Here is a 20,262-nt window from a genome sequence, read left to right on the forward strand (position 1 = left end):
CCTGGCGCGGGGTAATCTTGAATAATCAGTCATTGAGAATGACTTGCAGACGCTAATGAATCCCGCAGCAGTTGGCCTACCCAGTATCCTGACCATCGAAGACGACCCCGTGCTCGGTGCCTACGTGCATGAGCACCTGGGCCGCTATGGTTTCCAGGTCACCTGGTGCCAGAACGGCCAGCAAGGCCTGCAGATGGCCCGCGACCAGGCGTTCGACGTGGTGTTGATGGATATCCTGCTGCCGGGGCTGGATGGCCTGTCGATCCTGACCCATCTGCGCCAGAGCCATTCGATCCCGGTGATCCTGATGTCGGCCCTGGGCGCCGAAGCCGACCGCGTCAGTGGTTTTCGCCTGGGCGCCGACGATTACTTGCCCAAGCCGTTCAGCATGATCGAGCTGCGCGTGCGCATCGAAGCCATCCTGCGTCGAGTGGCCCTGGATCGGCGTCCATTGCCGAGCCTCACCCTGGCGCGCGATGACGCACGCACGCTGCGTTTTGACGATGAACTGTGCGACGTCTTCTACCAGCAACACTGGGCCGGGCTGACCCGCAGCGAATACCGCCTGCTCGAAACCCTGCACCGCAATGGCGACGAAGTGCTCAGCAAAGCCTTCCTCTACCAGCATGTGCTGCAACGTGGCTATGCGCCTCACGACCGCAGCCTCGATATGCATATCAGCCAGATCCGCCGCAAGCTCAAGGCCATCGGCTATGCCGAGCGCGAAGTGCGCACGGTGTGGGGCAAGGGTTATGTGCTGAGTGCTCTTGATGACGGACTTTGATCGTCCGTTGAAGCGGTTGCCGGGCAAGCACTCGTTATTCTGGAAGCTGGCTTGCCTGCTGATCGCCTTCTGTCTGCTGATGATCTGGCTCAGTTGGTCCTGGGGCCGCTACATGGAAGAGCAGAACGCCTATCTGGCCGAGGAACCCCGCGAGATCCTCAAGGGCTACGCGGCAGGCGCCGAGCTGGCGTGGAGTACCCAGGGACGTGCCGGAGTGGACGCATGGTTGCAGGTCATGGCCAAGCGCGAGTCGACCTGGATCGGTGTGATCGGCAACGACTTGCAATCGCTGAGCAGCAAGCCGCTGGCGGTCAAGGAAAGCCAGCGCCTGACTTTCCTGCGTGGCCTGGAATGGCCGGTCAGCCGGCATGTCAAAGGCCTGCCGTGGTTGAAGATCCCATTCCCCGTGGACCCCAACGCTGGCTCGCTGGTGATCGAGTTGCCGCAGCGCTTCATGCCGGGGCGTTATCAACTGTTCTGGCGGGTGGTGACCAACGGCGTGATCCCCGGCCTGTTTACCTTGTTGCTGTGTGTGGGCTTGTACCGGCTGTTGATCATGCCGCTCAACCAACTGCGCGAGCAGGCGAACGCCTGGCGTGCCGATCAGTTGAATACGCGGTTGTCCCACGCGGCCACCAGCCGTCAGGATGAACTGGGCGAGTTGGGCCGGGCTTTCGACCAGATGTCCGAGCGCCTGCAAGGGACCGTGCTACTGCAGCAGCAATTGCTGCGAGACATGTCCCATGAACTGCGCACCCCGTTAAGCCGCCTGCGCGTGGCCTGTGACAGTGAGCAGGACCTGGCGCAACTGCGCGAGCGACTCGGCCGCGAGATTGACGCGATGCAGCGCCTGGTGGAAGACAGCCTGCAACTGGCCTGGCTGGACACCGAGCGGGCGCCGTTGCCGCAGGAAGACATCCAGCTCCAGGCGCTGTGGGACATGTTGCGCGAAAACGCATGCTTTGAAAGTGACTGGTCGCCGTCGCGCCTGCCGTGCCTGCTGGGCGCCGATTGCTGGGTGCGTGGCAACCTGAATACCCTGGCCCAGGCCCTGGAAAATATCCTGCGCAATGCCATCCGGCATTCGCCAGTGGACGGTATTGTCAGCCTGGACGGGCTGCGTGATGGCGAGTACTGGCACCTTTGGCTGGAAGATCAGGGCGGGGGGATCGATGAGCAGGACCTGGAGCGAATCTTCGCGCCCTTTACCCGCCTGGACGGTTCACGCCCCGGCGACGGTGGCTTCGGCCTGGGCTTGAGCATTGCGCGCAACGCCGTGCAGCGCCAGGAAGGCAGCCTGTGGGCGGAAAACACCGGCAGCGGCCTGCGCGTGCACCTGCGTCTGCGGGCGCGCTGACCCTCACGCGCGACGCTGTTTGCGTTTCTTCCATTGGTGCGCCACCCACCAGCGCCAATAGAGCATGGTCAGGCAATAGGCCAGCGCCCCCAACACCAGCCCCAATACCACCGAACCCAGCAGGAAGGGCTGCCACAAGGTACTCAGTTGGCTGCTGATCCATTCCCAGGTGAGGTCATCGGGCAGGCTGCGTGGCGGTACATTCATCAGCCACGCGCCGGTCAGGTAGGTGCAGATAAACACCACCGGCATGGTGATCGGGTTGGTCAGCCACACCAGGCTGACGGCGATGGGCATATTGCCGCGCACCTTAATCGCCAGGATGGCCGCGAGCAGCATCTGCAACGGGATCGGGATAAAGGCCGCGAACAGGCCGACCGCCATGGCCCGGGCCACCGAGTGCCGGTTCAGGTGCCAGAGGTTCGGGTCATGCAGCAGCGTGCCGAGAAACTGTAATGACTTGTGTTCCCTGATACTGGTCGGGTCGGGCATGTACCGTTTGAATAAGCGCCGGGGCATAAGGGGTCCAGGTCAGTTCGAGGGGCAAGTATGCCCGCATTCTATAAACAGAAAATTCAGACTTTGTGACAAAACATCATAGGCGCTGCCCGGCAACCCGCTAAGACTGAGTGGATCACTTGCAAAGGATGATTCATGAAGACAGGGATGTTTGCGCTGGCGCTGGGGTTACTGGCCTTGCGTTGGTTACCGGCGTTGCCGTCGACGGGATGGCTGGTGACGCTGCTGGTGGTGGCGCTGATGCTGTTGCCGTTTCGCACCTACCCGCTGGCGTTCTTGCTGTTCGGTTTGAGCTGGGCTTGCCTCAGCGCGCAATCGGCCCTGGATGATCGTCTCGACCCGGCGCTGGACGGGCAGACCCGCTGGGTCGAAGGGCGGATCACCGGGTTACCGCAACGAACCGGCGAGGGCGTACGTTTTGAACTGACCGACAGCCGCTCGCGAAAGGCGCGGCTGCCCAAGCGTATCCGCGTGTCCTGGCGGGGCGGGCCCGAGGTGCGCAGTGGCGAGCGCTGGCGCCTGGCAGTCAGCCTCAAGCGGCCCTCGGGCCTGCTGAATTTTCATGGGTTCGATCAAGAGGCCTGGCTGTTGGCCCAGCGCATCGGTGCCACCGCGTCGGTGAAGGACGGCGAGCGCCTGGCGCCGGCGCGCAATGCCTGGCGCGACAGCGTGCGCCAACGCCTGATGGCGGTGGATGCCCAAGGTCGCGAGGCGGGCCTGGCTGCGTTGGTGCTGGGCGACGGTTCGGGGTTGGCGGCCGAAGATTGGCAGGTCTTGCAGGCTACTGGCACCGTGCACCTGCTGGTGATTTCCGGCCAGCATATCGGCCTGCTGGCGGGGCTGGTCTACGGACTGATCGCCGGGTTGGCGCGCTACGGGTGCTGGCCGCGCGCCTGGCCGTGGCTGCCATGGGCGTGCGGCCTGGCATTCGGCGCAGCCCTGGGTTACGGCCTGCTGGCAGGGTTCGGCGTACCGGTCCAGCGTGCCTGTGTGATGGTCGGATTGGTGCTGGTGTGGCGTTTGCGCTTTCGTCACCTGGGGGTGTGGTGGCCATTGTTGCTGGCGCTTAATGGCGTGCTGATCCTGGAGCCGTTGGCCAGTTTGCAGCCAGGCTTCTGGTTGTCCTTTGCCGCGGTGGCGGTGCTGATCCTGGCCTTCGCCGGGCGGCTGGGGCCCTGGAGTGTGTGGCAGGCATGGACCCGACCGCAGTGGCTGATCGCCATCGGCCTGTTTCCGGTATTGCTGGTGCTGGGGTTGCCGATCAGCCTGAGTGCACCGTTGGCCAATCTGGTGGCGGTGCCCTGGATCAGCCTGGTGGTATTGCCGCTGGCCTTGCTGGGGACGGCCTTGCTGCCGTTGCCGTGGTTGGGGGAGAGCCTGTTGTGGCTGGCCGGCGGTGCATTGGCCGGGCTGTTCGAGGGCCTTGCCTGGCTCGCCGGACTGCAGCCGGCGTGGGTCCCGGCCGAGGTGCCGCTGGGTTACTGGTGGTTGAGCCTGCTGGGCACGGTGCTGCTGTTGTTGCCCAACGGTGTGCCGTTGCGCCTGCTGGGGTTGCCGATGCTGCTGCTTGCCGTCTTTCCGCCGCAGGAGCGGGTGCCCCATAGGCAGGTGGACGTGATTCAGCTGGATGTCGGGCAGGGGCAATCCCTGATCCTGCGAACCCGCCATCACACCTTGCTCTACGATGCCGGCCCGCGTACCGGAACATTTGACCTCGGTGCGCGGGTGGTGCTGCCGTCGCTGCGAAAGTTCGGGGTCGACAGGCTCGACATGATGTTGCTCAGCCATGCCGATGCGGATCACGCGGGCGGCGCGGCGGCGATTGCCAGGGGCATGCCGATCCAGCGTGTGGTGGGCGGTGAAGTCGAAGGCCTGCCAGCGTTCCTCGGCACCCAGCCTTGCGTCAGCGGTGAGCAATGGCAGTGGGACGGTGTTTCATTCGAACTGTGGCAATGGCCAGGCGCCGACAACGGTAATGCGAAGTCCTGCGTGCTGCAGGTGCAGGCGAATGGCGAGCGCCTGTTGCTCACCGGCGACATTGATCGCGCCGCCGAACAGGCTTTCCTGGTTTCGCCGCTGGCCGTGCCGACCGATTGGCTGCAAGCGCCCCACCATGGCAGCCGTAGTTCGTCGTCGAAGGCCTTCCTGCAACGATTGTCGCCCGGTTCGGTGCTGATATCGCGTGGGCGTGGCAACGCGTTCGGCCATCCCCATCCGCAGGTGCTGCAGCGTTATCAGGCGCTGGGAAGCCAGGTCTACGACAGTGCCGAGCAGGGGGCCGTGCGCCTGCAGCTGGGGGCCTTTGCAGCACCGGTTGTTGCGCGCAGTCAACGCCGGTTCTGGCGCGAGTGGTTACCCTGATCGTACCGTCGACCGCTGCATGGCCGGCGGACCCCGCCGGCGAACCTATATGGTAAAGTGGCGCACTTTTTCGAGGGGACATTCACTGTGTGGGAATTGGTCAAATCCGGCGGCTGGATGATGTTGCCGATCATCATGAGTTCCATCGCCGCACTCGGCATCGTCGCCGAACGCCTGTGGACCCTGCGCGCCAGTCGCGTCACCCCCGAGCATCTGCTGGGGCAGGTCTGGGGCTGGATCAAGAACAAACAGTTGGACAAGGACAAGCTCAAGGAACTGCGGGCCAACTCACCGCTGGGTGAGATCCTCGCCGCAGGCCTGGCCAACTCCAAGCATGGTCGCGAGATCATGAAAGAGTGCATCGAGGAAGCCGCGGCCCGCGTCATCCATGAACTGGAACGCTATATCAACGCCCTCGGCACCATCGCCGCCATGGCGCCGTTGCTGGGGCTGCTGGGCACGGTATTGGGCATGATCGATATTTTCAGCTCGTTCATGGGCTCGGGCATGACCACCAACGCCGCGGTGCTGGCCGGTGGTATTTCCAAGGCCTTGATCACCACGGCCGCAGGCCTGATGGTCGGTATTCCTTCGGTGTTCTTCCATCGCTTCCTGCAACGCCGCATCGATGAACTGGTAGTTGGCATGGAGCAGGAAGCCATCAAGTTGGTGGAAGTGGTGCAGGGCGACCGTGATGTGGACCTGGTCGAGGGCAGAGCGTGAAATTTCGCCGCAAGCAACGGGAAAATGTCGATATCAACCTCGCGTCGCTGATCGACGTGGTGTTCATCCTGCTGCTGTTTTTTGTCGTCACCACCACGTTCACCCGGCAAACCCAGCTGCGTGTCGACCTGCCGGAAGCCGTGAGCGGTTCGCCGGCCGAAGACCAGCAAGTCAAGCAACTCGACATCGCCATCAGCGCCGACGGGGTGTTCTCGGTGAATAACCAGTTGCTTGAGAAAAACGACCTCAACAGCCTGATGGACGCGCTGCAGAAGGAATCCGGCGGTGATACCAAGATGCCGCTGTCGATCAGTGCAGACGGCAAGACCCAGCACCAGGCCGTGATCACCGCCATGGACGCGGCCGGCAAGCTCGGCTTCAGCCATCTGCGCATGACCACCGTCGAGGCGGCGAGCCAACCCTGATGGCCATGTCCGATCGTTTGCTCAAGGCCTGGTACACCGGCCATCCGGCGCTCGCCCTGTTGCGGCCGCTGGAATCCCTGTATCGCCGCGTGGTGCAGCGCAAGCGTGCGCGATTCCTGGCGGGCGAGGGCGAGATCTACCAGTCGCCTGTGCCGGTGGTGGTGGTCGGCAATATCACAGTGGGTGGCACCGGCAAGACGCCGTTGATCCTGTGGCTGATCGAACACTGCCGGCGCAGCGGTTTGCGCGTTGGCGTGGTCAGTCGTGGGTATGGTGCCAAGCCGCCGCAGCTGCCGTGGCGGGTCGAGGCCAGCCACAGCGCCGACGTGGCAGGTGATGAGCCGCTGTTGATCGTGCAGCGCTGCGGTGTCCCGTTGATGATCGACCCCGACCGCAGTCGCGCGGTCCGGGCCCTGCTGGCGAGTGAAACCCTGGACCTGATCCTCTCCGACGACGGCCTGCAGCATTACCGCCTGGCCCGTGACCTGGAACTGGTACTGATCGACGCCGCCCGTGGCCTGGGCAACCGCCGCTGCCTGCCGGCCGGACCGTTGCGCGAGCCGGTGGAGCGCCTGCAGAGTGTCGATGCGTTGCTGTACAACGGCGCCGTCTCGGACCGTGAGGACGGCTTCGCCTTTCGCCTGCAACCCAGCGCATTGGTCAACCTGCAGAGCGGCGAGCGCCAGCCGGTCGATTACTTCCCGGCGGGCCAGCAGGTGCACGCGGTCGCCGGCATCGGCAACCCGCAACGTTTCTTCAATACCCTTGAAACGCTACACTGGCAGCCAATACCCCATGCTTTTGCCGACCACGCGCCCTACAGCGCCGAGGTCCTGAACTTTACGCCGTCATTGCCGCTGGTCATGACCGAGAAGGACGCGGTGAAGTGCCGCGCCTTTGCCCGGCCAGACTGGTGGTACCTTGCAGTGGATGCCGTGCCGTCGCCAGCGTTCGTCGCTTGGTTCGACACGCAGTTGATGCGTCTGCTGCCCGCTCGTCTCTTGCCTTAAACGCTGCTATCCAGGAAACATTCATGGACACCAAATTGCTCGACATCCTCGCTTGCCCGATCTGCAAAGGCCCGCTCAAGCTCAGCGCCGACAAAACCGAGCTGATCAGCAAAGGCGCCGGCCTGGCTTACCCGATCCGTGATGGCATCCCGGTGATGCTGGAAAGCGAAGCCCGCACCCTGACCACCGACGAGCGTCTGGATAAATGACCACAGCCTTTACCGTTGTCATTCCGTCGCGCTACGCCTCGACCCGTCTGCCGGGCAAACCGCTGCAGCTGATCGGCCACAAGCCGATGATCCAGCTGGTGTGGGAACAGGCCTGCAAGAGCAGCGCCGAGCGTGTGGTGGTGGCTACCGATGATCCACGCATCATCGACGCCTGCAAAGGTTTCGGCGCCGAAGCGGTGCTGACTCGCGAGGACCACAACTCCGGCACCGACCGCCTGGCTGAAGTGGCCACCCAGCTGGGCCTGGCCCCTGATGCGATCGTGGTCAACGTGCAGGGTGACGAGCCGCTGATCCCGCCGAGCGTGATCGATCAGGTGGCCGCCAACCTGGCCGCCCATGGCGAAGCGCGCATGGCCACGCTGGCCGAGCCGATCGAAGACATCGACACACTGTTCAACCCCAATGTGGTCAAGGTGGTCAGTGACATCAATGGCCTGGCGCTGACGTTCAGCCGTTCGACCTTGCCGTGGGCCCGCGATGCCTTTGCCAAGCAGCCTGACGTGTTGCCGCAAGGCGTGCCGTATCGCCGCCATATCGGCATCTACGCCTATCGCGCCGGCTTCCTGCATGACTTCGTCAGCTGGGGCCCGTGCTGGCTGGAAAACACCGAATCGCTGGAGCAACTGCGTGCCCTGTGGCACGGCGTGCGTATCCACGTGGGCGATGCCCTGGAAGCGCCTCCTGCCGGCGTCGATACCCCGGAAGACCTTGAGCGCGTCCGGCGCTTGCTGGGGGCTTGATGGAAGTTCTGTTTGTCTGCCTGGGCAATATCTGCCGCTCGCCGACTGCCGAAGGTGTGCTGCGCCATAAATTGCGCGAAGCCGGGCTGGCGGGGCAGGTGGAAGTGGCCTCGGCCGGTACCGGTGAATGGCATATCGGCAACCCGCCCGACCAGCGCAGCCAGCGTGCAGCGTTGGTTCGCGGCTACGACTTGTCGGCGCAACGTGCCCAGCAAGTATCACGTGCCGACTTTGCGCGCTATGACCTGATCCTCGCGATGGACAACAGCAACCTGCGCAACCTCAAGGCCCTGCAGCCAGCGCAGGGCAAGGCCGAGCTGGACCTGTTCCTGCGCCGCTTTGAGGCTGAAGTCGACGAAGTGCCGGACCCTTACTACGAAGGCGAGCAAGGCTTCGAGCGGGTGCTGGACCTGATCGAGCGCGCCTGTGACTTATTGGTGATCGAATTGAAGGGGCGGTTATGACCTTGCAGGTGCTTGCGCAGGTATCGCTCAAGCCATTCAACAGCTTTGGCATCGATGTGCGTGCCCAACTGTTCGCCGAAGCGCACAGTGATGACGACGTGCGCGAGGCCCTGGCCTACGGCGCCGCGAAGGCATTGCCGGTGCTGGTCATCGGTGGCGGCAGCAACCTGCTGCTGACCCAGGATATTCCTGCACTGGTCCTGCGTATGGCCACCCAAGGCATCCGCGTGCTCAGCGATGACGGCGTGCAGGTGGTGGTTGAAGCCGAGGCGGGCGAAGCCTGGCACCCGTTCGTGCTGTGGACCCTGGCGCAGGGCTTCTGCGGCCTGGAAAACCTCAGTCTGATCCCTGGTACGGTGGGCGCTGCGCCCATGCAGAACATCGGTGCCTACGGTGTAGAGATCAAGGATGTATTCGCCGGCCTGACTGCCCTGGACCGGCACACGGGCGAGCTGCGCGATTTCAGCCTGCCAGAGTGCAACTTTGCCTACCGCGACAGCCTGTTCAAGCACGAGACCGGGCGCTGGCTGATCCTGCGGGTGCGCTTTGCCCTGAGTCGCGCCAGCCACCTCAAGCTCGACTACGGCCCGGTGCAGCAGCGCCTGGCCGGGCAGGGCATCACCGAGGCGACGCCAAGTGATGTCAGCCGGGCAATCTGCAGCATTCGTCGCGAGAAACTGCCGGACCCGTCGGAGCTTGGCAATGCCGGCAGCTTCTTCAAGAACCCGTTGGTGTCCCAGGCGCTGGCTGCGGAGCTGCAGGAGCTGTACCCGGACCTGGTGGCGTATCCCCAGGCCGATGGGCAGATGAAACTCGCTGCCGGCTGGCTGATCGACAAGGCAGGCTGGAAGGGCTTTCGCGAAGGCGATGCGGGCGTGCACAAGTTGCAGGCGCTGGTGCTGGTCAACTATGGCGCTGCGTCGGGGCAAGACATTGCCAACCTGGCCAGGCGTATCCAGCAGGATATCGCCGAGCGCTTCAAGGTCGACCTGGAAATGGAACCCAACCAGTACTGAACCGCTGAAAACAAAAATGCCCCGTATCTTTCGATACGGGGCATTTTTTATTGCGCGGGTGAATCAGTCATCGCGGCTCATGATGCCGAAGATCTGCAACAGGCTGATAAACAGGTTGTAGATCGACACATACAGGCTGATGGTCGCCATGATGTAGTTGCGCTCACCGCCGTGGATGATGGCGCTGGTCTGGAACAGGATGCACACCGAGGAGAACAGCACAAAACCTGCGCTGATCGCCAGTTGCAGGCCGCTGATCTGGAAGAACATGCTGGCGAGCACGGCCGCCAGCAGCACGAAGAAGCCCGCGGTGATGAAGCCACCCAGGAAGCTCATGTCCTTGCGGGTAATCAGCACGTAGGCCGACAGACCACCAAACACCAGGGCCGTCATGGCAAACGCCGAGCTGACCACTTCCGCACCGCCGGCCATGCCGAGGTAACGGTTGAGGATCGGGCCGAGGATAAAGCCCATGAAACCGGTCAAGGCAAACGCCGACACCAGGCCCCAGGCCGAGTCACGCAGCTTGTTGGTCAGGAAAAACAGACCGTAGAAGCCGATCAGCACGACAAAGATGTTCGGGTAGCCGACGCGCATCTGTTGGGCCACGAACGCCATCACGCCGCTGAAGGCGAGGGTGAGGGCAAGCAAGCCATAGGTGTTGCGCAACACGCGGCTGACTTCAAGCTGCTCAGCCTGCGCGTTACCATTCACTGCGTAATTCTGTTCGCGCATGGCGACACTCCTTCGGTTTTGAAACGTTCAGTCGCAAAGATCATAACAGACGCTCTGTAACAAGCGATGGCGAGAGTTTGACAGTGTGTTTCATTCGGGTATTATGGCGCCCGCTGAGACGGGATAGGCTACTATAATCCTGTGATGCACAAGGGAAATTGGCAGAGTGGTTGAATGCACCGGTCTTGAAAACCGGCGGACGTTAATAGCGTCTCCAGGGTTCGAATCCCTGGTTTCCCGCCAAGATTCAAACGAAAGCCCCGCAATGCGGGGCTTTTGCGTTTCTGGCGGTTGGCGGCTCTTTTAGTTAAAGCCCCGATCGTTTGCGCATCGTCTCAGGCAGTTTCCGCAACTCGATGTCAGCGAGTCGGTTTCAGGGGCTCCCCCAACACGTCTGTACCGGGCCGGGATTTAATCTGTAGAGCTCTTCGCAAGCTCCACTGCGGCGGTGATGGCTGCTCTGGCTTGAGGGCTGTTCTTCCAGCAAGTCGAGCCTAATTCCGCGGATGCTCGAGCCAGGATGTCACCCACATCTGATTTTCGAAGTTCGGCGAGCGATTCGATACCCATTTGCTCAAGTCGAGTCATTACGGTTGGCCCTACACCTTTGAGTGCGAGCAGAGCGGTTCTTTCATCCAATGAAAACGGCACTGTAAATTCCTTTTTTACCGATGAGTCCACGTGAGTGTGCCCGACGCTAGAGAGTGCCTCAATAGGCCGGCATCCTCGTTATAAGGAGGACGGACTGGATTTTTAGCTTGGATACTCAGGACCTGTGGGTGGCGAAACCCCAAACGCAGTTGCAGTTATCTTCTCTATGGAAGCTTGTAAGGGCTTCATTCAGATCGACAGACTCACACTCTATAAATTGGGTGAGGCGCTTAGAAGCTCGCGGGAGCCATCTATCATTGGATGGCTCAGTTTTAAAAGCCTGGGGGGATATACCCAGGTACGTAAGGGACGTTCGTGCACTTGCCATGGAGGATACGCCCATCCTCGATTCTGAAAAGTACGATTTTTTTGGCTTTGTTGACCGTCGCCTCAAGTTTGCAAGAAGAGCTATGTCCGACCGTTTGATAGTGTTCCGTGTACACCATGCCATTGCCCGTGTGGTTCATCGAGGTTCCTGCTGCTTCAGTATTGGTCCAACTTGAGGACTTATACCAAGTCAGTACCGCGAGCGCCTCACCGTTCGGGCCTGTTTGCTTTTTCATTGAATCGGGCTTGCCAAATAAATCCAGTGCCTCTTGGAGGTCTCGCCCTTCCCAGCGGGACTGGGCAATAGTGCTACAACCATTCAAAAGCAGTACTGATGAAATGACTACCCCCAGCAATACTGCTTTAGCCAACTTCTCCATCCTGACGCCCTCTGTCTCGCTAAAAGTAAAAAACCACATCTGATGCATGTCTTGGGGTCGAGCGAAGACTTATCCATCGCGACGCCCCGTTCAAGTTGACGCGCTCGCAATCCCTAAGTGTCCATCGCCCTCAGCGTACGGATCGATTTGCTATTTATTGCCAAGTATCGAGTCCAGGTCCTCCATCATCTGACTTTTCTCGCGGATGGGCGCCAGCTTAAAGAACATCTGCTGGGTAATATTAATCATCTGCATATATTCCATCTTGCCCATCGCAATCATATCTTTGCTCTTCGGCGAGCAGACGAACTCAGCACTGCGCTGGACCCAGGGGTCTTTCACGTCCTGCCATTTTTCCGATACTTTCAAGTGCCGTAGGCTACCCATGCGCGAGACAGATTGACCATTGATAAATCGAAACTTATGCGTTGGGCACTGGACCTCCATGTTGTAGACATCAATCATGGGCTTGCCCAGTTCTTCATAAACTAAAGTAACGGCGACTAACTGGGCTCCCTTGGTTTTTTTAGAGGGCGTCACGGAAGTTCGGTCTGCGACATAGGTCACATTCTTCCCGGGCGCGCCATCACCGTAGATGATCCACCAATCTCCGGTGGGACTTGAGTCATTGGCCCATGCGCAAGTAAATACTGATAGGAGCGCAACCAATAGGAGACGACGTTGATTGATCCCAGAATAAAAAGACATCTGCTGTTCAACTCCTTGAACTTGCGAAGTGGCTATCTAAGGGGTCAAGAAGCTAGCATCATGATGGGGGCAGTAACATAGAACAGATGTGCTAGTGGCATGTTGATACCTAGGGGTGACGGATGCGCCGATCACGTCCGTTTGGCCAAGGCATCTACGCAGCCCCAGAACGCTGGTCGCCGGCAGGCCAAGTTTCCAAATCGCACTACAGCGCGCCTGATTTATCGCTTCCAACAGTGCCTGGGGTGGACGGATACATATGAAAAAGCCCGCATTCGCGGGCCTTTTTCATTGTGTGTTACGGACTACTTGAACAATCCGCCAATGGCGTTGATAGCATCCGCCGCCTTGTTGACGTTCTGCTGGCGTTGCGGGTTGGTGTCGACCTGCGCCTGGGTATTGTAGGTCGAGTTGCTGCAGCTTTTGTTGGTTTGCGTGAGCGCCGCCTGGTAAGCGGTTGCGCGCAAGGTGTCGCCCTTGGCATTGGCGGCATTGATGTTTGCCTGCAGGTCGCGAACCTGCTGCTGGCAGGAGGCACTGTTGCTGTTATTGGCGTTGACGGTGCTGTTGTTGGCACCACCGAGGGCAGACGACAGCGCACCCGTGAGGGCACTCAGGTCGGCGGCGTGGGCGGGCAGGGTGAACAGGCTGAACAGGGCGGCGGCGGGTGCGAGTTTGGAAAGACGCATGGCAAACCTCAATGTTTTATTGCCTGCGCAACGCAGAAGTCCCGAGCTGGCGCAGAACAATATCCGTATAAGAGGTGCGCCCGGGCGGGAAAATACTATTGGGTCGGTTATTGGCCTTCAACGCTGAAGTTCCATAAGTGTGAATCCTTTCACGTTGTTCACGACGCATGGCTGCAGGAGTGTCATTACGCCACTATCGAAAGAGGGCTCCTGTGACTGCCTTATCAAAGCGGAGAAAGTTCTCCTCGCAGTGACGGAGTCGTTCGAAGTTTGATGCCTGAAAAGGGTTTCGGCTTCATCCGAGGAACCCCGGCAATTTATCTAAACCATGGCTTCCGAGCCCCGCGACGCTAAAGTGGTGTCTACGCTTGCCCGGGGCTGGTTTGAGTCCAGCGCCATTGGGCAATCTTCAACGGGGCCTGCGGTTGGCGTGCATGTTCTTAACATCCTTTGGGCCACACTACGCGCCAGTTTGCCTGGCGGGCGAAATCGGCGCGATTCCAGGTAAACGGCAACAGCCCTCCACGCCGCACCGGCAGCAGAGTTAAAAGGCAGTGACGCACTGCTCAGCAGAAAAGCTGAGCCACCGAAAGCAAGCAAATTACCTGAACAAAGATTTGAGCTCTAATGGGGTGTTTCATCGCCGCGACCCTCCAGTACAGTTGCTGTTAAGAGAGAGATGGGTGTTGTCAATCTTCCTTGGCTCGCCAAAATCACTCGCAACTGTTCCTCTGAGTATAGTGCCTGCGCCGAATTCTTCACGTTTGATCCCCAGGCGTACGGTTTACAACTATCTGCCGGCCCCTATTGCACTTTTTTGCATTTCTCCTATCTATCTTTGTCGCAGCCCCGCCGATCCCCCGCGCGGGGCATGAGAACCAGATCGGGTGCCGATGGATCGCACGTTACTGTTATTCAAGATTCGATGGAGGCGCCAGCCACTGTGGCTGGCGGCAGTGTTAATGCTCTGTGTTGGCGGGTGTACGCAACAGCAAGGGCAAGATATCGCCAAGCAGTTCAGCAATGGTAAACCCGATGAGTTTTTCCAGACGAGTGTCGATCGCATGGCCACCCTGGGCATGCGCGACAACTTGCAGAGCCTGTATTTGCTGATGAACAAGCTCTACCTGCGTAACCCCAACCAGTGGCGCCAGTCGGGTTACCCGGATGCGGTGAGCGCCGCGCGGGAAATTCGCCAGGCCATTGAACAGCGTCGAACACTGCCGGCCCTTGGCGACCGCCGCGATTTGGCCGCGTTGAGTTATTCCCTGAGTCCGGAGTTCAAAGGCGACCGGGTCGGCGCCTTTATCTATGCCATCGGCAGCATGATTGTGACGGCCCACGGTGGCCGCACCGAGTTCTACATCACCGACTCGATCAACCCGCAGTTCGTCAGCAACGCCGCGCGCAATATCGAGAAGGCCACCTGGCTGCTCGGCAAGCGCCAGGATGCGAATGGCGTGCTGCTGCTGTTTTCCAACGAAATTTCGGAGGAGGGCAGCAACCTCAGCTTCGCCGTGGAGTTCGGCAAGATCGTCGCGCGCCTCGACCTGTTGACCCAGATGCTGGATGAACGCTACCGGCGCATTGGACTCAATTACGCGCAGAGCCTGTTGCTGATGAATTTCCTGCCGGTGCAGTGATGCATTTCGTCGGCGTGGATTTAAGCCTCATCGCCAATGGCCGATGCAGGGGTGAGACCTGTCATGTGAGGAGCGTGTCATCAAACATCTAACCATTGAAGAGCTGGACGCGATCACAGAGATCGAAACCACTTCAAATATCTTGCGACTGACTTCGCGTTTGACCGGAATGCGCTTTTCAGCCATTTCCAAGATGACGGACACGCACTGGGTGGCGTGTGCGGTTCATGACGAGTTGCAGTTCGGGCTGGAGGCCGGCGACGAGTTGCTCGTGGAGGCCACGTTGTGCAACCAGTTACGCGCCAATCGCAAATCGATCGTCATCGAGCATGCCAGTCGCGACCCGGTATTCTGGGAGCACCCGTTGCCCAAGGAGCATGGTTTCGAGAGCTATATCTCGTTGCCCATCGTGTTCTCCGACGGCACTTTTTTTGGCACCTTGTGCGCGTTGGACGTGTTGCCCAGGCAGTTTGAAAACACCCAAATGCTCGAAATCCTGAGCATCTTCACGCGGCTCATCGGCACGACACTGGAATTGCAGCGCAGCAGAGCCTGAGTCCATCAAGGTGGTTTGCTGGGTTATGTCTGTTTTCTCTGTAGGAAACGGCCTGTCTTGCATCCCGCCGCTTGAATCACCCCTCAGTGCGCAATAGCCTCGGACTTTTCCGAAAAAATGAGGCCCTCCCTTGGGTAAGCGAAAAACGGTTTGGCCGACAGACCGCGAAATACGCCTGCGCTTTATGCTCTTTGCCGTGATCGATGCCGCGAGTGTCCAGGGTGTTACTGCGGAGCTGTTACTGCCCGCGCACGCATTGCTGCAAGGTTCGCCAACCGAAGCGCAGCTGCTGGGCGCCCTGGTTGAAATCCTCGGCGCCGAAGAAATGTACGGGTTCAGGTTTGCGCCGGGATCAGAAGCGCAAGAATTGCTGGACTTACTGGCGCAGTCTAGCGATTGAACGCCGTGGTTAGACCGTTTATTTCCATAAGATTGGACGACATGCATAGATCGAATATCCATGACGTCGAATTGGCGCGTGTCACGGACATCCACGACGCGATAGCAACGAAATGCCCATGATCACAGCCGGCACAGCTGTCTTGATCGACTAAGCTTCCCTCCGAACATCCGATCCTGCTGCTCTGTCGCCGTCTTGCGCCGCCGCCTGGCGTCTCTAGAATCGGCCCCAGAACTTACTCATTTCCTGTCGATTACGGAGTTTCGAACATGATGAATGCAATGCAGATGCCGATGAACACTTCCATGCCAATGATGCCGATGATGGGCATGCCGATGATGATGGCCACCATGAAATGCGAAATGGCCGCTGACGCCATGATGTGCACCATGAAGCCGGCGGCGGGCATGGACATGGCTCAGTTCAAGACCAACGCCGAAATGATGGCGATGATGATGAACTGCGGCATGCCGATGATGATGCAGTGCGCCAACATGTCGATGATGTGCATGTCCGCCGAGACCATGGCGATGATGTCGGGCATGAATATGCCGATGAACATGCCGATGATGTCGATGGGCATGATGATGCCGATGATGAAGTGCGTGATGGAATGCACCCTGCAGGCTGACGGCATGATGTGCAAAATGATGCCGATGCCGGGCATGAGCATGGACATGATGAAAAACTGCTGCATGCTCATGAGCAAAATGATGAACGACTGCGCCATGCCGATGATGATGAGCTGCAACGGCATGCCGATGATGTGCTGCACCTGCTGACAGGTAGCGCAATAAAAAACGCCCCGATGATTCGGGGCGTTTTTTTTTGCCGGGATTAATCCAGGCGTTCGGGGTAGGTGATCACTAGGAACGCCACGGCTTCGCTGTCCGCCGGGTTGCGGTAGCGGTGGGGCTGGTCGGCATAGAACAGGATCGAGTCGCCGGTGGAGAGCAGGTAGCGCTCATCGTTGACACTGACCTCCAGCACACCTTGCGCCACGACCAGGTTCTCCTGGATGCCGGGGCCGTGGCCTTCGGAGACTTCCTCGCCAAGCGCACGCAGGCGAATCTCGTAGAACTCCGACTGGCGCGCCGTATCGTAGGGAAACAACGCGCGGCTGGTAAACGCGCCGTCGGCACTCACCAGGCGTTTGCTCTGGTGTGCCGGCAGCACCTCGACGCCTTCGAACGCGCGGTCCTCCAGGAACGCCGCGACCGACACCTTCAAGCCCTTGGCGATCTTGCACAGCACCTTGATCGACGGCACGCTGCGCCCGGATTCAATCTGCGCCAGCATCGCCCGGCTGACCCCGCACACACGCGCCAGGCCATCCAGTGACAGATGGCGTTTGCTGCGCAGGCGTTGCAGGTTATGCGCGACGCACAAGCTGATCACGTCGTCGTCAACAGTGGGTTTGGGCAGGGGTTCGGGTGGTTCGGGGAGCACGTGCAGGAAATTCATCGGCCTTACGCCCGGCGAGTATCGCTGGACGGCGTGGCCTGTGCGGTAAACACCGCCAGCCCGGCACGCGCCGCGTACATCGCCCACATCAGCTCAGCCGCGGCACGCGCCTGGCGGCGTTTGCGGTGGAGCGTGAAGTCGATGACGGTGGCGGATGTTTGCATGGGGGCAGTCTCGTGCGGCGTGGTTGGTTCAGTGGCTCCACAGTAATGCCTGCCGGTTATTTCTTTAAATACTGAGTTTGCATGTGGTAATTCGATTTTGGACTTAACCCATAAATTGGGTCCGACACTGTTGTGGGAAGCGTCTGGTCCGTTAATAAGGCGTGACCTGGCGGGCGCGCCTGCCTTCCCAACACTGTTCGCGTGCCAGGCCCAGCCTGCCACGCCCCCGAATTCCAAGGATCTGCCTCGATGCTGCTGCGCCAACCCCCGCTCTTTTTTGCCGCCCTGACCTTAAGTTCGCTGGTGCAAGCCGAAGACCTGCAACTGGCCCCGGTCGAAGTCACCAGCAGCGAGGCGAGTGCTGGTGAAGTCGCCCAGGCACAACTCAAGAGCGTGCCCGGCGGCACCAATTTCATCGACATGAACAGCGTGCAGCAGGGGCGGGTGAGCACCAACGAAGATGTGTTCAGGTACCAGGCTGGGGTGTACGCCAAGGCGGCGAATAATGAAGGGGTGAAGCTGTCGATTCGCGGTTCCGGCCTCAATCGCAGCCCGGGTTCGCATGCCTCGGGGCTGTATGAAATGTTCGACGGCTTGCCGCTGACCGGCCCCGGCGGGACCCCCTATGAGCTCAAGGACCCCTTGTGGCAAAGCCGCGTCGAGGTGCTGCGCGGTGCCAATGGCTTTGACCAGGGCGCATTGGCCCTGGGCGGCGCGGTCAATTATGTGACCCGCACCGGCTACGATGCGCCCAAACTGCAGCTGCGCTATGAGGCCGGCAGCCGTGGCTACGCCCAGCGCGAGATCAGCTCCGGGCAAGTGCTGGGGGATGCCGACTACTACATCAGCCTCACCGACTCCGAGTCCGACGGCTACCAACGCCAGAGCGCCGCTACGGGCAAGGGCGTGGCGGCCAACTTCGGCTACCGCTTCAACCCGGACCTGGAAACCCGTTTCTATTTCCGCTACCGCGAAACCACCAACGACACCCCCGGCAAACTTACCCGTGCGCAGATCAGCCACGACCCGCGTGCGGCCAACAGCCTTAACGCCGCCCGCGACTCCAAGCGCTTGCAACCGGGCTCGACCTGGATCGCCAACAAGACCACCCTGCACTTGGACGACAGCTCCCGCGTCGAAGTCGGACTGGCCTACCACGACTATCCGATGGACCTGCGTGAAGGCACCAACCGCCTGAAGGTTGCCTACACCGACATCAGCAGCACCCTCAATTACATCCGCCAAGACACGCTGTTCGGCCACGACAGCACCACCACAGTCGGCCTGCGCACCACCCAGGCGATGCCCAACAACGGCGCGTCGGAATATGTACGCACGCCCGCCGGCAATACGGCCACCTACGCACCCGGAACCAAGACCCGCGACTACAGCTACCTGGGCTCCGACACCGTGCTGCATATCGGCAACGACCTGGAGCTGGTCCCGGACCTTTGGCTGACCACCGGCTTGGCGGCGATCTACACCCGCCGCGAAACCCAGGTGACCTACCCCGAAGGCCAGGCGCCGCTGAGCCAGCATGACTGGGACTACGCCCCGCGCATCGGCCTGCGTTATGACTTCACCCCGCAATTGCAGGTGTACGGCAACCTGAGCCGTTCGGTCGAGCCGCCGCACGCCTGGTCGATGATCTGGGGTTCCAACAAATACTTCGGCCCAGGCAGCGGCCCGGCTACTGGCCTGCAGCGTGAAGGCGTCAGCCTGAAAAACCAGACCGCGACCACCTTGGAAGTCGGCAGTCGGGGCGAGGCGTGGATCGGCCAATGGGACCTCGCGCTGTACCGTTCAGAAGTGCGCCACGAGCTGCTCAGTGTGGAAACCCAGGCCCAGACCTCTTCCAGCAATGCCATCATTGCCGAATCCAACGCCAGCCCCACCGTGCACCAGGGCGTGGAGCTGAGCCTGCTCAGCTCGTTATGGGAAGGCGGCCGCAACGGCCAGGTGGCCCTGCGCCAGGCCTACACCTTCAGTGACTTCCACTACCGCGACGACGACCGTTTCGGCGACAACACCTTGCCGGGCATTCCCAAGCACTACTACCAGGCCCAACTGCGCTACAGCCACCCGACCGGTTTCTACACCAGCCTCAACACCGAGTATTCCTCGCGTGTGGCGGTGGACTACGCCAACTCGTACTACGCCGCGTCCTACACGACCTTTGGGGCGACGTTCGGCTACGACGCGCCCAAGCAGGACTGGCAAGCCTGGGTCGACCTGCGCAACCTCACCAACCGGCGCTACGCCAACACCGTCACCCCCGGCTACGACGACAAAGGCCTGGACACGGCCCGCTCGACCCCGGCAGACGGTCGCGGCATCTACACCGGCGTCTCGTGGAGCTGGCGTTAACCCGCCGCGACCGCCCCCCGTGGTGAGCTTGTCGTGATGAATGGGCTTGTTGTGGCTGCCAGGCTTGTTGTGGAAGTCGAGCTTGTTGTGGAGGTCGAGCTTGTTGTGATGACCGAGCTCATTGTGATGACGGGCTTGGCTTGTTGTAGCTGCCAGGCTTGTTGTGGAGGTTGGGCTTGTTGTGCTGACCGAGCTCATTGTGATAAAGGCCCTGGCCTGTTGTAGCTGCCAGGCTTGTTGTGGTGAGCGGGCTTGCCCCGCGTTGGGTGGCGAAGCCGCCCCATTAAGACCCAACGCAATAAACCTGACACTCATCGCCAGCAGTGACAGGGGCTGCTTCGCAGCCCAACGCGGGGCAAGCCCGCTCACCACAAGGGGCGGGGCCTGGCCCACTTGCTCTCGGCAGCGCGCCGTGGCACAGGCGGAGCGTGAACCTAGCATCAACCTGCAGCGACCGCCGCCATAGGCTCATTGTGATGACGTGCTTGGCTTGTTGTGGCTGCCAGGCTTGTTGTGGTGAGCGGGCTTGCCCCGCGTTGGGTGGCGAAG

23 protein-coding genes and 1 tRNA gene are annotated in these 20,262 nt (G+C 60.6%); 16 read left to right on the forward strand and 8 right to left on the reverse strand.

All coding sequences use genetic code 11. From position 1 onward, the window contains the following. Positions 1-55 precede the first annotated feature (55 nt). Positions 56-784, forward strand: a complete 729-nt coding sequence (locus NTD80_RS03680; protein WP_262132178.1) for a response regulator transcription factor — start codon at positions 56-58, stop codon at positions 782-784. Then, the gene (locus tag NTD80_RS03685; protein ID WP_262132180.1) at positions 771-2,141 is read left to right on the forward strand and encodes a sensor histidine kinase; all 1,371 of its coding nucleotides are present in this window, start codon (positions 771-773) and stop codon (positions 2,139-2,141) included. Before NTD80_RS03680 ends, NTD80_RS03685 begins: the two co-directional genes overlap by 14 nt. Before the next feature lie 3 nt (positions 2,142-2,144). Here NTD80_RS03685 and NTD80_RS03690 read toward each other — a convergent pair whose 3' ends face one another. Beyond that, on the reverse strand, positions 2,145-2,660 hold the full coding sequence (locus NTD80_RS03690) for a DUF2062 domain-containing protein (protein WP_262132181.1): 516 nt from the start codon (positions 2,658-2,660) through the stop codon (positions 2,145-2,147). Between the two features lie 135 nt (positions 2,661-2,795). Here NTD80_RS03690 and NTD80_RS03695 point away from each other — a divergent pair, with 135 nt between their 5' ends. The 8 genes from NTD80_RS03695 (at position 2,796) to murB (ending at position 9,629) form a co-directional block, all read left to right on the forward strand. Then, a complete protein-coding gene (locus NTD80_RS03695; protein WP_262132182.1) occupies positions 2,796-5,021 on the forward strand; it encodes a DNA internalization-related competence protein ComEC/Rec2 in 2,226 nt (741 codons plus the stop codon). Between the two features lie 87 nt (positions 5,022-5,108). Beyond that, a complete protein-coding gene (locus NTD80_RS03700) occupies positions 5,109-5,744 on the forward strand; it encodes a MotA/TolQ/ExbB proton channel family protein (RefSeq protein ID WP_065907440.1) in 636 nt (211 codons plus the stop codon). Then, on the forward strand, positions 5,741-6,169 hold the full coding sequence (locus tag NTD80_RS03705; RefSeq protein WP_065907438.1) for an ExbD/TolR family protein: 429 nt from the start codon (positions 5,741-5,743) through the stop codon (positions 6,167-6,169). Before NTD80_RS03700 ends, NTD80_RS03705 begins: the two co-directional genes overlap by 4 nt. Continuing rightward, entirely contained in the window at positions 6,169-7,179 is a 1,011-nt protein-coding gene (lpxK, locus tag NTD80_RS03710) for a tetraacyldisaccharide 4'-kinase (RefSeq protein ID WP_065907436.1), read from the forward strand. Before NTD80_RS03705 ends, lpxK begins: the two co-directional genes overlap by 1 nt. A gap of 23 nt (positions 7,180-7,202) precedes the next feature. Then, positions 7,203-7,388: a Trm112 family protein gene (locus tag NTD80_RS03715; RefSeq protein WP_003174668.1), complete on the forward strand. Its 186-nt coding sequence runs from the start codon at positions 7,203-7,205 to the stop codon at positions 7,386-7,388. Continuing rightward, on the forward strand, positions 7,385-8,149 hold the full coding sequence (gene kdsB, locus NTD80_RS03720; protein ID WP_106803448.1) for a 3-deoxy-manno-octulosonate cytidylyltransferase: 765 nt from the start codon (positions 7,385-7,387) through the stop codon (positions 8,147-8,149). Before NTD80_RS03715 ends, kdsB begins: the two co-directional genes overlap by 4 nt. Continuing rightward, positions 8,149-8,613 carry a low molecular weight protein-tyrosine-phosphatase gene (locus NTD80_RS03725; protein WP_106803449.1) on the forward strand — a complete coding sequence of 155 codons (465 nt, stop codon included), beginning with the start codon at positions 8,149-8,151 and terminating at the stop codon, positions 8,611-8,613. Before kdsB ends, NTD80_RS03725 begins: the two co-directional genes overlap by 1 nt. Then, positions 8,610-9,629: a UDP-N-acetylmuramate dehydrogenase gene (murB, locus tag NTD80_RS03730; RefSeq protein ID WP_262132184.1), complete on the forward strand. Its 1,020-nt coding sequence runs from the start codon at positions 8,610-8,612 to the stop codon at positions 9,627-9,629. The genes NTD80_RS03725 and murB overlap by 4 nt, the downstream gene beginning before the upstream one ends. Before the next feature lie 63 nt (positions 9,630-9,692). On the opposite strand, the gene NTD80_RS03735 is transcribed toward murB, so the two are convergent. Next, positions 9,693-10,364 carry a Bax inhibitor-1/YccA family protein gene (locus tag NTD80_RS03735; protein WP_065907428.1) on the reverse strand — a complete coding sequence of 224 codons (672 nt, stop codon included), beginning with the start codon at positions 10,362-10,364 and terminating at the stop codon, positions 9,693-9,695. Positions 10,365-10,516: 152 nt separating this feature from the next. Here NTD80_RS03735 and NTD80_RS03740 point away from each other — a divergent pair. Continuing rightward, positions 10,517-10,607 (forward strand) — tRNA-Ser (locus NTD80_RS03740). Positions 10,608-10,775: 168 nt separating this feature from the next. On the opposite strand, the gene NTD80_RS03745 is transcribed toward NTD80_RS03740, so the two are convergent. The 4 genes from NTD80_RS03745 to NTD80_RS03760 form a co-directional block, all read right to left on the reverse strand. Next, the gene (locus tag NTD80_RS03745) at positions 10,776-11,015 is read right to left on the reverse strand and encodes a helix-hairpin-helix domain-containing protein (protein WP_262132186.1); all 240 of its coding nucleotides are present in this window, start codon (positions 11,013-11,015) and stop codon (positions 10,776-10,778) included. A 272-nt stretch (positions 11,016-11,287) separates the two neighbouring features. Further along, positions 11,288-11,722, reverse strand: a complete 435-nt coding sequence (locus NTD80_RS03750; protein ID WP_315419418.1) for a hypothetical protein — start codon at positions 11,720-11,722, stop codon at positions 11,288-11,290. A gap of 150 nt (positions 11,723-11,872) precedes the next feature. Next, positions 11,873-12,430: a hypothetical protein gene (locus NTD80_RS03755; protein WP_201145130.1), complete on the reverse strand. Its 558-nt coding sequence runs from the start codon at positions 12,428-12,430 to the stop codon at positions 11,873-11,875. Positions 12,431-12,735: 305 nt separating this feature from the next. Then, a complete protein-coding gene (locus NTD80_RS03760) occupies positions 12,736-13,119 on the reverse strand; it encodes a DUF1090 family protein (RefSeq protein WP_262132189.1) in 384 nt (127 codons plus the stop codon). An 893-nt stretch (positions 13,120-14,012) separates the two neighbouring features. On the opposite strand from NTD80_RS03760, the gene NTD80_RS03765 reads away from it, so the two are divergent. From NTD80_RS03765 to NTD80_RS03780, 4 genes are all read left to right on the forward strand, one after another. Further along, the gene (locus NTD80_RS03765; protein ID WP_213553219.1) at positions 14,013-14,762 is read left to right on the forward strand and encodes a hypothetical protein; all 750 of its coding nucleotides are present in this window, start codon (positions 14,013-14,015) and stop codon (positions 14,760-14,762) included. 79 nt (positions 14,763-14,841) lie between these two features. Next, positions 14,842-15,318, forward strand: coding sequence for a GAF domain-containing protein (locus NTD80_RS03770; protein WP_065907414.1), 477 nt, complete (start codon positions 14,842-14,844; stop codon positions 15,316-15,318). Positions 15,319-15,448: 130 nt separating this feature from the next. After that, the gene (locus NTD80_RS03775; RefSeq protein WP_262132190.1) at positions 15,449-15,718 is read left to right on the forward strand and encodes a hypothetical protein; all 270 of its coding nucleotides are present in this window, start codon (positions 15,449-15,451) and stop codon (positions 15,716-15,718) included. 269 nt (positions 15,719-15,987) lie between these two features. Next, positions 15,988-16,500, forward strand: a complete 513-nt coding sequence (locus NTD80_RS03780) for a hypothetical protein (RefSeq protein ID WP_262132191.1) — start codon at positions 15,988-15,990, stop codon at positions 16,498-16,500. Between the two features lie 55 nt (positions 16,501-16,555). Here the strand turns inward: NTD80_RS03780 and NTD80_RS03785 are convergent, their stop codons facing one another. Further along, positions 16,556-17,182 carry a helix-turn-helix domain-containing protein gene (locus NTD80_RS03785; RefSeq protein ID WP_106803462.1) on the reverse strand — a complete coding sequence of 209 codons (627 nt, stop codon included), beginning with the start codon at positions 17,180-17,182 and terminating at the stop codon, positions 16,556-16,558. A 5-nt stretch (positions 17,183-17,187) separates the two neighbouring features. After that, positions 17,188-17,346 carry a hypothetical protein gene (locus NTD80_RS03790; protein WP_168167070.1) on the reverse strand — a complete coding sequence of 53 codons (159 nt, stop codon included), beginning with the start codon at positions 17,344-17,346 and terminating at the stop codon, positions 17,188-17,190. 249 nt (positions 17,347-17,595) lie between these two features. On the opposite strand from NTD80_RS03790, the gene NTD80_RS03795 reads away from it, so the two are divergent. After that, complete coding sequence (locus tag NTD80_RS03795) at positions 17,596-19,713, forward strand: TonB-dependent receptor family protein (protein WP_262132195.1); 2,118 nt, start codon at positions 17,596-17,598, stop codon at positions 19,711-19,713. Positions 19,714-20,262: the final 549 nt, after the last annotated feature.

It is taken from the genome of Pseudomonas sp. 13B_2.1_Bac1 (assembly GCF_025466155.1).
Classification (GTDB): domain Bacteria; phylum Pseudomonadota; class Gammaproteobacteria; order Pseudomonadales; family Pseudomonadaceae; genus Aquipseudomonas; species Aquipseudomonas aylmerensis.